Genomic DNA, 12,056 nt, shown 5'->3' on the forward strand with positions numbered 1-12,056 from the left:
CAATTTACGCATTGAGAGAATTACTTTTTTAAATAATCACTTTGCTCTTAAGGCTGGATGTGGCTTTCTCCAGGGATTGCAGGACCTTGACCTTGTCGTAGTTACGGATTTTATCCAGGTCCAAGTGCATGGAAAAGCCGGGGGCATGTTCCTCCAGGTAGCTCTGCTGGCCACCAAGATTCTTGCGCAAATCGGTGACTTGATAGACTTTGACCGGGGTGCTAATTCCCTTCACGGTAATATGGCCTTTGTCACGGCACATAACGGTGTGTTTGATCATTGCCCAGGTTTCATGGCTGATCAGAATCTCCCCCGGCTGTGCCGCACCTTCCAGGCGTGAAGCCAAGTTTACATGGGTGCCCATAACGGTATAAGCCTGGTAGTTGGCTGTACCGAAGATACCCACGGTGCAGTAGCCCGTGTTGATGCCCATGCGCACCTGCAACGGACGTGAGATACCCTTGTTGTACCACTCCTGCTTCATTTCCCGCACACGCTTGCGCATCGCCAGGGCCATAGCCACACAGCGCAACGCATCGGATTTCGGGCCCTTACTTTCATCGTCACCAAAGACCACCATCACTGCATCGCCAATAAATTTGTCGATAGTGCCACCGTACTGTCCGGCGATTCGGGCCATCTCCGAAAGATAGTTGTTGAGCAGGAGAGTAAAAGTCTCCGCCTCGAGCTCCTCGGTAAGTTGGCTGAAATCTTTGATATCCGAGAAAAACACTGTCAGTAGTTTTCGCTGAGTCGTCAGCGCCTCTTCATCGCCGGTAGTTACCGAGCGCCACAAGCGTTGAGGTAGGTATTTGGAGAGCTTATAAGAGCGCATCTTACTGACACGCTGCTCTGTTGCCAGAGACTGATTGGCTTCCTTTAGCTTACCGATCTGGCGATGGGTAAAAAAAGCATAGGCACAGAGATAAATGAGGATGCCCATCAGGCTCACGGTGCTAATGGTGAGATCGGCATTAATTAATAGTGTTGGCCGGTGCATCAAATACCCCAGCACCACTCCAACTAAAAGGCCCGTATTGTGTTCAAACCACTGGCGACCACCGCCCTGGGTAAGGGCATTGAGCTGCACCATCGTAATAAACAAAAGAGAGGGCAGCATACTGAAATTGGCTAGTGCGACAGTAATGCCCACTAGCACAGTATCGACAAATGTCAGGGTGCGGCGGGTTTTGAAAGCCTTTTTATCGCGAGCCTTATAAAGCAGGAACTGGGCAAAAGCGCAGTAAAACAGCAGGAAGACAGCGGTGCCCAGATTGAGCAATTTGTCCGGATGCCAGGGGGACGACCACTCGACTGCAGTTGCCAGAGTACCGGCAGCCGCAAATAGAATTAGGGTGCGAAAATAGGTCGAGTAATGAGGGCTGATACTTTGCCCCTTGTTCCCCTCAAGCTGGTCCTGCATTTGTGGTTATCTTTTTGTCCGTTAAGCAGTAATAAACAAACTGCGCGCAGGCCACAGACCGGTCCCGTAAAGCTATGGGCCCGTGTGGTCGCGCAGTGATTTACTGGGCGAAGTGTACTCCTACAAAAGCCAGATTGCTAAAAAACCGATGCCTGTACTTGGTTTTTATGCAGTTCGTACGTATGCGCTGCACGGACGGGTTAGGGTACACTCAGCGCTCAGACAATTACCGGAGAGAACGATGGATGCCCTGAGCGCCCTGCACAACCGAGTATCAACGGGTAAGTTGACCGAGCCCGCACCTAATAAGCAGCAGCGGCAAAATATCTTTCGCGCGGCATTACGTGCTGCGGACCACGCCTGCCTGCGCCCATGGCGTTTTCTTTTAGTGGAAGGGCAAGAGCGCGAACGTCTCGGGGAAATTTTCCTAAAAGCGGCTGAGCAGTCAGGTGGGGCGTCCCTGAGTGAAGCTCAGCGTCAGCGCACCCGGGCAATGCCCTTGCGCGCTCCCCTGATTATTGTGGCCATAACCCGTCTGCAAGATCATCCCAAGGTCCCCCACTTGGAGCAGCATATGTCCACCGCTGGGGCGGTACAGGCAATGCTCACCGCCGCTTATGCCGAGGGTGTGGGTGTCTATTGGCGAACCGGGCCCCTGACGAGTGATCCACTGGTAGCTCAAGGCCTGGGCCTGGCTGAAAATGAGCGAATCGATGGATTTATCTACTGCGGAACCCCTGGTAAAGCCCCTCGGCAGGCTCCGGAATTACCGGTAGAAGAATTTTTTTCACAATGGAATGCAGATTAGTGCTTGCACATCGAGAAACATTTGGGTAAAGTGCGCGCTCTCTCGACGAGACAGCAGCTATCTCTCTGATTTACTTGAAGATTTAGCCATCGAGAGAGCCCCGCTGAGAAGTGGGATGCCCCAAACGGGGTGACAATTTGGTGAGGTGTCCGAGTGGTCGAAGGAGCACGCCTGGAAAGTGTGTATGTCGAAAGGCATCGAGGGTTCGAATCCCTCCCTCACCGCCATATTTTAAAAGCCCGGCTTAAGCCGGGCTTTTTTGTTTTCCATCTATGAAACCCCCAACCTCTTTTAAGCTATACGATTGACCGATGATTTATGCCGGCCATAAAGGCGCGCACCAGTTCGCAACTTTAGCTGAGCTCTCACAGAGTTAAGTGATATTAAGTTGCTGGCCAGTAGTTACTGTATTATTTCAGGACAGCCGAATACAAAGGCGCAATCATAAAGCTATCTGATTATCTCAATATTACCGATTGCTATCGCTCTAAAGCCATTACCACCATAAGCGGCGATACCAGGAATGTAGCCCGGTAAGCCGCTTATCCCTCATGGCAAAAACTGAGCGAGAACTTGGTGATGGCGCTACTAGTATTTTTGCTGGAGCCTCGGCTACAGTTGATGAATGCAACTTCAGTATCGGAAATCACACTGGAGATGATTGGGATTAGCGGGAGACTCAGGTTCTTATACCATTTATTCTGCCATCTCTTGCACAAAATGCTTTAAATATTATTTGAAGTCAGGAATTGTGGCTGAGGAACCATTCATGCATGAATGACTACATGGAAGTGTCACGTGGGTTTGATATGTTCACGAAATTTCTCAATCATTCTGAAAATGGTGAAAAATTTCAAAATATTTTGAATCAAATTGGTGAGAACATATGGCAGAGTGTTGTAAATGGGTTTAGAAGTTGGTGGGAAAGATCTAGGTTTGACACGTATCTTGTTTCAAGATCGCTTCATATAGCTGAAGAGAGTGAGCATGGCAGGCTCTCTATGTGGCGGCTTATGGTGGTGATACAGGTAAGGCAGCATTAGTTTTTAATAACCCTCCACAAATTAAAAATATGAGGATTATTTTAAGTCCCGCGTTGTATTATTCGAATGAGCAGCTGGAGGCGGAGCTGCATAAAATAATGAATAATATAGAGGATAATGTTACTTAATTAAAAAATTTATCTGAAGATATTGTGTGGTCATCTGTGGTAATGACATTGATCATTTTAACTGTCTGCTAGAAACATCCTGGGTTGAAGGAAGAGCGGGAGTGGAGGGTGATTTATTTTCCTGAAATGGACATAGAAGAAAAGTTTTTAGTTGATAATGCCGAAACAATTAATGGTATCCCTCAGATCGTATACAAACTTTCCTTTGATAAGGATGAAGAGGCGGAAATAACAGGGCTAAGCATTTCCGAGGTGCTAGATAGTATATTAATCGGCCCCACCCAGTACCCTCAGGTTATTTACCATGCATTCTCTAGAGAATTAAGAAATAGAGGGTTTAATGATTCAGAGGCTAGAATAAGTTTCTCAGGAATACCTTTAAGAACTTAAAGGTATTTATTTCTGGGTTAACTTCTTGATGTTTATGAATTTTATGCGTTTACTTCCCTTGGTGGCCATACAAAGCGGCTGCTATCAAGCTGAGCTTAAGACCTACGAACGACAATAATGGCCTCCCTGTTGGTCCAATGCTGACGGTAACTGTCAACTGTCAGAGCACTCGTCAGGAGGTGCTAACTCGCCTTTCCCTGGCTCCGTATCTGGATATGGAGTATGTGGCCCCACTCGCCTGGGCTCATAGGCGAGGCGGCGTCAATTGGTCCCGCAAACAGCGCCCCACTTCCGCTGAAGATCCGGCTAACCTCCGGTTGGTTGAGGAGGGCCACTTAGGGAAGCGGACTTGACTTGGAGATCATTGTGTTGGAGCTAAGAAGCAAGCCTCGGCTTGGCATCGTGGGAAAGTTGTTACAGTACTTTCAATTTCTATTTTCTACAATATTCCTCAAAATCATCCGGGGTGTTGGGAAAGCCGGCTTTCTCTGCCAGTTCCCATGGGCGCTCGCATGCTTTTGTTTTGGCACACCAACGGTAGCCTGCAGAAGCTATACATCCATGTTTATCCTTATCTGAGCCTACGTCAGGGTTAGGATCTCCAGAGTTTTCTGAAGCGCATCCCATTAAAATTAGCATCAGGGCAAAGCTAGCAAGCTGCAAATATTTCAATATAATAATCCTCGTTAAGTTAAAAATTGAGACTCTGATTAAATGTGTGTGGAAATCTAGGGTAAAGAAATTTCTTACAATCTCAAATGATAGTTTTTCACTATTTCAGCCAATAGTAGAGGAGTGTATCCAGATACCATTAAGTGGCTGGCGAAACGGCAATTCACTTCTGTTGGTGGGATATCTTGAGTATGACTTAATATGCATTAGTGGTTGTATATTCGATAAGGATGTAGGGGGTGCTCTTAGTTCTTGGTTTGGATGCCGATCTTGTGTTGGATTCTTTCATTTTTTGCCATTTGCTAGTTGGCTGGTCAGCCTACCTAAAGCTTTTTTTATAACATTGATTTTCAGGATCTTTCTAATTGATTGTATGTCAGCAGTTAAACGTTTGTTCTTCTTGGGGTTAGATTATTTATAACTATTCTTCTTAAGGTTAAGTGGAGTAATGATCCTTTTCTTAAGTTGAGAGGTGGAAATTTATTGAGGCTTTTTTATAGATTTATGGTTTAAGGGTTTAAGGGTTTAAGGGTTTAAGGGTTTAAGGGTTTAAGGGTTTAAGGGCGGCATTGGAATGGTTTTCTATTTTTTGATCCCGTTCATGAATGCTGGTGGTTTTAATTGAATGAAGCTGTATATTGGTTTTGTGCTTGCAATGCCCATTTGTTGAATTTTGGTTCTATATGGTAGCTGTCGAGTGGTTTTTTATATTCGAAATTTTAGTTTGAAAGGTTCACATGGCTCATATTTTTAATGTTATTAAAAATTCCCATTTTTCTTGGTTTTTCTAAAGCTGCTAATTTCTATTTAAGCAGATTAAGATCTAATTAGAGTGCTTTTGTTATTTCCAATTGGTCTTCTCTAAAGCAGGTAGGGTTTTGAGCAGGTTAAGTCTCGCTGAAAAGTTAATTGAGAGTCATTTGGTTAGTGGGAAAATGGTTCCGGGGGAGGTTTTGCAGCTCAAAATTGATCAGGTTCTCAGTGAGGATGCCACGGGTACATTGGTCATGCTAGAGCTTGAGGCTCTGGGGGCTAGATCTGTAAAAGCTGAGCTTTGTGCGCAGTATGTAGATCACAACATTTTGAAGGCAGACCACAGAAATGGGGATGATCACGTTTTCCTGGAGAGCGCCTGTCGAAAATTTGGACTTTGGTATTCGCGCCCCGGAAACGGAATTAGTCACCCTGTACATATGTCTTGTTTTGGAATTCCTGGAAAAACAATGCTTGGAGCTGATAGTCATACCTGTGCTGCAGGTTCACTTTCCATGCTGGCAATGGGTGCAGGGGGGATTGAGGTCGCTTTGGCGATGATAGGGTGTCCACTCACCCTGGTCATGCCAAAAATTTTAGGGGTGTATTTGGAGGGTAATCTGCAGCCATGGGTAAGTGCAAAAGATATTATTTTGGAGCTTTTACGTAGATACACGGTTAGCGGCTGCTGGAATAAGATTGTTGAATATTACGGACCCGGATTAAAAAATCTAACTGCTATGGATCGGCATGTTATTGCTAACATGGGGCATGAGATGGGAGCTATAACTAGTGTTTTCCCAGCTGATGATCAGGTTAGGTTTTTTCTTCGCCAGCAGTCTAGAGAGGAAGATTTTACGGAGCTGAGTGCTGATGAGGGTGCTACTTATGATGAAGTGGCCTTTATTGATTTGTCCGCGCTCGAGCCAATGATTGCTTGCCCTTCGCGACCGGATAAGGTGGTGAAAGTTAAAGAAGTTAGCGGTAGACCAGTCTCCCAGAGCTATATAGGGTCTTCTGCAAACCCCGGGTTACGCGACTTCTCTATACCGGCATTAATAGTGAATGGTCGTCATGTGTCAGGTAATATGTCCTTCGATATAAACCCCTCCTCACGCCAAGTGCTACATGGCCTGATCCAGAGCGGTGATCTCGAGAGGTTAATAGGGGCGGGTGCTAGCTTACATGATACCGGTTGCGGCGGTTGTATTGGGATGGGGCAGGCCCCAGCGAGTGGTCATAATAGCCTCAGAACGGTACCACGCAACTTCCCTGGGCGCTCAGGAACCAAAGAGGACCAGGTTTATTTGTGCAGCCCAGAAACCGCTACGGTAAGTGCGCTCACTGGGAAAATTACAGACCCCAGAGAAATGAATATGGAGTATCCCGTTTATGTAGAACCGGAAACCTTATTGGATATGCGGCCGCTGATGGGTGCCCCGCAAGAAATTCCTGTAAAAGTGGAGTTAAAAAAAGGGCCCAACATTAAAAAGCTGCCAGTTATGGAGAAGATGCTTAGCGTGATTGATGGGCCGGTTATTTTGAAAGTAGAGGATAATGTCACTACGGATGACATTATTCCCGCTGGTGCTGAGGTATTGCCAATGTGGTCAAATATTCCAGAGTTGAGTCGCCATACCTTTTCCAGAATTGATAACTCCTTTTATGAGCGAGCGAGAGAAATTAAAGAGGATCTATTTCTTGTAGCGGGGCACAATTTGGGGTATGGATCTGGACGAGAGCATGCGGCAATTACTTTGCGCTATTTAGGTGTCCGATGCGTCATCGCTAAAAGCGTTACTTTACCCTATAGGAAAAACCTTATTGATCACGGAGTATTGATATTGACTATGGGTAATGAGAGTGATTATCAATTTTTTGTTGAGGGGGATAGGCTTCAGTTTTTTGATCTTGCGAGCCTCACTGGTGACAATACGTATTTGGAGCTAAGGAACCTTAGCAGGAATAAAACGATATGGTTAAGGAATGACTTATCTGATAGGGAAATTGAGGTAATTAAGTTTGGTGGAAGGATTACCTATATCAAGGGTGTTTTGGGTGGCGCAATGGAGGGTGGTGGAATATTTTAATTGCAATTGTAGGTTTTGTTGGGGGATTGGCTTATCAGAAACTTGTATGCATATTAGAATAAGCATTTAGAAGTGTTGTTATTTTTTCGGGTTGTTTTTTTGATGTTTCTACGTCTTATATTCATGGTGCTGATATTTGTAATTGTTGGTTGCAATGAAGATGCATTGCGTTCGCCATCCGATTTGGCGGGATCTAAAGAAGGGGAAGCTTCAGAGGGTTGTGAAAGCAAACGGCATAAGCTGTTAGTCCGCCTCTCCCTAGCTCCAGTAACGCTGGATGAAGGATATGGCTGCAAGGTGGTCTCTGGTTTGTGGATGGACCCCTATAGCGGTAAGTTTATTCAGCAGGCTTCCGATCTGGATGTTGAGCCAGTTGTTCCTGAGTCGTGGGCTCTTCGTCATGGAGGGAGAGGCTGGAGTAGTAATCAACGCAGAGTTTTTGCTGAGGACCCGGCTAACACTTGGTTGGTTGGAAAAGGGCATGGTCTGAGCCGGGATGGCCGAGGGCCTGAAGAATGGTTGCCTCCTTATCAGCCCGCTCGAACCATTTACATGCAGCAGTTCAAAGCTATTGCCAGAAAATACAGGCTTGCTCAGTAAAAAAACGAGTAGTACACCCCATGGCAAGCCACTTATTGCTTGCCTGCTATAAAGTAATCTCTTAGGTTGCGTGTGATATTTTGTAATCAAATTATATTGTTTCAAGGCTGCTGCTTTTGCTATGGGGCCTCCCTCCTCTTTTATAAGTTTCCAATGCCCCATTTTACCTTCTCGTCTAGCTATTTTATTTGCTAGTAGCTGGTCGCTGTGTCCGGGTGGTATTGCAGCTATCAATAAAAGCTCCTTTGTGGTTTTCCAAGAATTCTGACATTAATGTCAGCCTAGTGGTAAGAGACACTTTCTACCTTTGGCTTAAAGGCTAGGTTCTGCGATCACTTGAACTTCTAGTGCGTTGGGGGTTGTGGTAGTGGTTATTGAAGGCTGCATAATTGAAGATATTCTTAGTCCGTTAGGGCTCATGAGTTAGTAAAGTAATTCCTTAAAACAGTTTCCAGTTAGAGGAGGGGGCATGAATAGGATTGCAGGAGTTTCGGCCATTGGTATGGGGCTAATCTATATCGCTGCTTTTATATTTTTTGGTTTATTTTGGGCTTTCCCGTCCGCCGGAAGCCCTGCTGAAAAGATGAAATTTTTGGAGGAAAGCCAATTACTTTTTAATATTGTATACACATTGATGTATTTGGTCTTTGCTGTCTTGTTGGGGTGTTTGGTAGTCGGTTTATATGAAGAGCTAAAAAAGAAAAATTCTGGGCTCACCATTTTGGCGTCGCTGTTTGGGGCAATCTGGGTGGGATTGGTGATTGCTAGCGGCATGATCGCAAATATTGGGCTTGCTTATGCTATCGGTCTAATGGAGGCCAATCCAGAGAAGGCCTTTGATGCCTGGGGGATTATTTATCTGATGGTTGAAAGCCTGGGTGGGGGTAATGAGCTGGTCGGTGGGCTCTGGGTGCTGCTGGTTAGTATCGTAGCTTTGCAGTCGGGGGTATTCTCAAGGTATCTGAACTGTCTTGGCATCTTCGTGGGTATTGCAGGAATTGCCACTATTTATCCCAGTGAAATTTTTACGGAAATATTCGGGATTAGCCAGATAGTCTGGTTTGTCTGGATCGGTACTTCTTTGCTTGGGCGTGAAAATGAGAGCAAGGATTGGGGGGGAGCAGTGGTGGCCGAGCGATAGTAAAGCCATAGTCGATGGGCTGAGGGCTGGTGATATCAGTATTTTGAAAAATACGCCAAAAATGAAAAATGCGTCTATTCTTTCATTGGGTCAGGTAGTCTTTTGAAGGGACCGCTGGCTAGCGTTTCCGCTGTCAGGGAGCTGTATAGAGGCCGGTTTAAGTATTGGCCAGTTAATGGAGTTGGCCCCGGCTGAGAGATTACTCTCGGTGACCAATTGGTCTTGTTTCGCTAGCTCCTGGGAAGCGAGCGGATTGCATATTACCTGGAGTCAATTCGTGGGGTAATGCCCCTGAAAACCTTGGAGATTTTACTGTGAAAAGCACGCATTACATCCTTCCTTTGGTAATTGCCAGTCTTGCTGCTTCTGCTGCCTTGGCGGATAAACACCCCAAGAAGCCGGCAAAGGACTGGACCTGTGCAGATTTCCTGGCCATCGACGATGAGTTCAAGCCAAAAGCGGTGTACTGGGCTGCGGCATATTCAAAGCGCGGTAAGGAAGAAGGGGATATGTTGGATATCGATGGCACTGAAAAGGTGACACCGATGATTATTACGGCTTGCACCAAAGCGCCCAAAGAGTCCTTCTGGACCAAATTTAAGGATGAGTGGCACAAAATGGGGCGTCATCACGGCAAGGACAAGTCCGATAAGATGATGAATATGCAGGGTGGTAGTGGTACTAATAATACAGGTACCAGCCCGAACGGCACGACTAATCCAGGCACAACCCCTAATGGCACTAATGACGGCAGCGGCAACAATAATATGCAGAAGCAACAACAGAACCAGTAGTTGCTTCGGGTCAAATAAAACAAACAAAGCCCGGCTCTACTCGGGCCTTGTTTGTTTTGAGCGAAGCTCAGGCTAGCTTCTATGTATAGTGTTGATTTTTTATGCTGCTTGGGAGTGAAACTGCTATTGTTGCCCGATAGCGCGGAATAAAGGGAGTTGAGTTATGGCGAAAGTGGCGAGGGATCATGCGAAGCGGGGCAGGAATATTAACCGCTCAGCCAGAATGATTTGGGGCCTTCTTCTTCTGGCGGGACTTTTTCTGGCGCTGTTTATGCATTCGGCTAAAGCGTTTGCTTTATAAACTGGTAGAAGCACGAAAGGGCTTGGTTGAGATAGAAGGGGTTATCAATGGCGCCCCCGGGTGGACTCGAACCACCAGTCCGGACTTAGGAGGTCCGTGGTTTATCCTGTTAACCGACGGGGGCGGGTTGCAGCTAGCTGCGAAGGGCGGCCATTCTATCCGTTACATCAACAAATGTCATGTCGTGTTTTAGCTTCTGGCGATCTCTAGGGACTCCCTCATTTTTCTCTAAGCCTCCCTAAGCATTGTTTCTTGTCACCTGAGGTAACATGCCACCGGCAGAGTTACTGCATTTCCCGCTCTTCTTCTATGCATTCATTTTGATAACTCTTCCTAATCTTTTCCTTGAATATTGTTAGGTTCGTAACCTTGAGTTGGGTAATTCAGGGATGGTTTTGCTTGGCGGAATTTTCTAAGAGCCTGCAGCAAATCTGTCATAGTTCCCTAGTAAATTTCTGCTTGACCAGGATTGTTCGGCATCGCTAATCTGCCACTGCACCGTAAAGTGCGATAAGGATGTTTCTGCTTTCACGGATCAAGATTATGGAGTTTCGTATGGGCGTTAACGTAAACGAAAAGCACATGGTTTTTGATAATGTGGATATTCCACAAATTGCAACAGAAGTACTAAGGCAAGCCACATCCCAGCCACCTCGCGATGCGCGTCGCATGGTGGAGGATAAACTGGAGGAAAGACGCTTAAGTCGCGAATTAATGGATTACGACTTTGATGCCTAATTTGAAAATAAATAACCAATAGTCTTAGAATAGTGCGGTGTTTGCCAGGTTGATGCAGATGATATACAGATATCAGCTGGCGCACACCGCACACCGCACACCGCACACCGCACACCGCACACCGCACACCCAAATCAAAAGCTTCTTTTTTTCTTATTGGTAGTGCTCGATTTACTCTTTTTAGAGTGGGGTTACAAGGGAAAGGCCAGCTTTGTAAATATTTCTTTGAGTCCCTCATAGTAAGTCTGCCAATTACTTTTTTGAGCGAAGAAAATTCATCAATAGAAATTTTAGAAGCTCTAGATTCCCCAAACCCTCTCTTGTGTTCGTTTTTTGAAACTGGCAAAGAATAAGTGTTCGGCAGGATTGGAGGAGGTGCACCAGCCAATGGCCGGTGCGGCGTGTGATTCACAAGCAGCCTGAATATCTAGACCAATATTCAAGAGTCTGCAAAATTCACATTTGGGTAATGGTATCTTCCTTATCTTCTTTCTGCTTACCCCCAAGCCAGCCCATTAATTGCTTGAGTTTGTAAGAGAGCTTTCCTCGTTTAGCCTTACGCTCCTTGTCGGCAGCGCTCACCAGCCAGGCAACCTGGATAACCAGACGCTGGCCTTCAAAGGGGAGGTGGCCGTGGAAGGAGTTGTCCGCGCGCTTAAAGGCGGCGAGTGTTCCATAAGATGGGGGGATTTCTGGTGCGACGGTATCCTCAAAGTCATCGATGCGCCTTAGAAAACGTAGGCAGCCGTTGCCATCAAGCGTCCACTCTGGATTGAGGTAGAGCAGGGCAGTGGCTATTTTCGATTTTCCATCGGTATGAATTCTGCCGTGACGTTTTTTCAAGGAGCGACTGATGGAGACATAAGTTGGGTATTGGGAGAGTTTTTCTATGCCCAGGTTCTCCCCAATGGCATCGGCGAATTCTGGATGGGTAAACTCTTCGATCAGAGTGTTGATGGATTCGCCACACTCGTGCTTTTCATAGGGTAGGTAGCCGGCTCCTTTGAGGTGGGGGAAGTCCTTCAGAAATGAGGGCATCATCTCTGTGGTTAAAACGTCGCGGGCAACAAAAAATGGGAAAGGTTGGCGATTGATCAGGGTATCTTCACCGCTTATGGCGCTGGCATCGAGCCAGCGACGGGCGTCCACAGCAAGGCTAGTCATTATTGTGCGTC

Annotated in this window: 11 protein-coding genes and 2 tRNA genes; 9 read left to right on the forward strand and 4 right to left on the reverse strand. The window is 46.3% G+C overall.

The annotated features are described in order from the left end of the window. Positions 1-28: 28 nt before the first annotated feature. Positions 29-1,423, reverse strand: coding sequence for an adenylate/guanylate cyclase domain-containing protein (locus tag ACXAFI_RS05665; protein WP_475108013.1), 1,395 nt, complete (start codon positions 1,421-1,423; stop codon positions 29-31). Positions 1,424-1,664: 241 nt separating this feature from the next. Between ACXAFI_RS05665 and ACXAFI_RS05670 the strand changes: the two genes are divergently transcribed. The 3 genes from ACXAFI_RS05670 to ACXAFI_RS05680 all read left to right on the forward strand — a co-directional run bounded on the left by ACXAFI_RS05670 (position 1,665) and on the right by ACXAFI_RS05680 (position 3,792). Then, entirely contained in the window at positions 1,665-2,231 is a 567-nt protein-coding gene (locus ACXAFI_RS05670; protein WP_475108014.1) for a nitroreductase family protein, read from the forward strand. A gap of 139 nt (positions 2,232-2,370) precedes the next feature. Then, positions 2,371-2,458, forward strand: a tRNA-Ser gene (locus ACXAFI_RS05675). Positions 2,459-3,510: 1,052 nt separating this feature from the next. Further along, positions 3,511-3,792, forward strand: coding sequence for a hypothetical protein (locus tag ACXAFI_RS05680; RefSeq protein WP_475108015.1), 282 nt, complete (start codon positions 3,511-3,513; stop codon positions 3,790-3,792). 432 nt (positions 3,793-4,224) lie between these two features. Here ACXAFI_RS05680 and ACXAFI_RS05685 read toward each other — a convergent pair whose 3' ends face one another. After that, positions 4,225-4,464 (reverse strand): hypothetical protein, encoded by a 240-nt coding sequence (locus ACXAFI_RS05685; RefSeq protein WP_475108016.1) that lies wholly within the window; start codon positions 4,462-4,464, stop codon positions 4,225-4,227. Positions 4,465-5,342: 878 nt separating this feature from the next. Between ACXAFI_RS05685 and ACXAFI_RS05690 the strand changes: the two genes are divergently transcribed. The 5 genes from ACXAFI_RS05690 (at position 5,343) to ACXAFI_RS05710 (ending at position 10,143) form a co-directional block, all read left to right on the forward strand. Beyond that, positions 5,343-7,307 (forward strand): aconitate hydratase, encoded by a 1,965-nt coding sequence (locus ACXAFI_RS05690; RefSeq protein WP_475108017.1) that lies wholly within the window; start codon positions 5,343-5,345, stop codon positions 7,305-7,307. Between the two features lie 165 nt (positions 7,308-7,472). Further along, a complete protein-coding gene (locus ACXAFI_RS05695) occupies positions 7,473-7,907 on the forward strand; it encodes an HNH endonuclease (RefSeq protein ID WP_475108018.1) in 435 nt (144 codons plus the stop codon). Positions 7,908-8,376: 469 nt separating this feature from the next. Next, positions 8,377-9,048, forward strand: a complete 672-nt coding sequence (locus ACXAFI_RS05700) for a hypothetical protein (RefSeq protein ID WP_475108019.1) — start codon at positions 8,377-8,379, stop codon at positions 9,046-9,048. A 314-nt stretch (positions 9,049-9,362) separates the two neighbouring features. Further along, positions 9,363-9,842, forward strand: coding sequence for an acid-activated periplasmic chaperone HdeA (gene hdeA / locus ACXAFI_RS05705; RefSeq protein WP_444919456.1), 480 nt, complete (start codon positions 9,363-9,365; stop codon positions 9,840-9,842). 163 nt (positions 9,843-10,005) lie between these two features. Next, on the forward strand, positions 10,006-10,143 hold the full coding sequence (locus tag ACXAFI_RS05710) for a hypothetical protein (protein WP_172975398.1): 138 nt from the start codon (positions 10,006-10,008) through the stop codon (positions 10,141-10,143). A 48-nt stretch (positions 10,144-10,191) separates the two neighbouring features. On the opposite strand, the gene ACXAFI_RS05715 is transcribed toward ACXAFI_RS05710, so the two are convergent. Continuing rightward, positions 10,192-10,267 (reverse strand) — tRNA-Arg (locus ACXAFI_RS05715). A gap of 431 nt (positions 10,268-10,698) precedes the next feature. On the opposite strand from ACXAFI_RS05715, the gene ACXAFI_RS05720 reads away from it, so the two are divergent. Then, a complete protein-coding gene (locus tag ACXAFI_RS05720) occupies positions 10,699-10,881 on the forward strand; it encodes a PA3496 family putative envelope integrity protein (protein WP_152454156.1) in 183 nt (60 codons plus the stop codon). A gap of 456 nt (positions 10,882-11,337) precedes the next feature. Here ACXAFI_RS05720 and ACXAFI_RS05725 read toward each other — a convergent pair whose 3' ends face one another. Beyond that, the gene (locus tag ACXAFI_RS05725) at positions 11,338-12,045 is read right to left on the reverse strand and encodes a 2OG-Fe(II) oxygenase (RefSeq protein ID WP_475108020.1); all 708 of its coding nucleotides are present in this window, start codon (positions 12,043-12,045) and stop codon (positions 11,338-11,340) included. Positions 12,046-12,056: the final 11 nt, after the last annotated feature.

The sequence above is a fragment of the Microbulbifer sp. ABH2_005 genome (assembly GCF_056160005.1).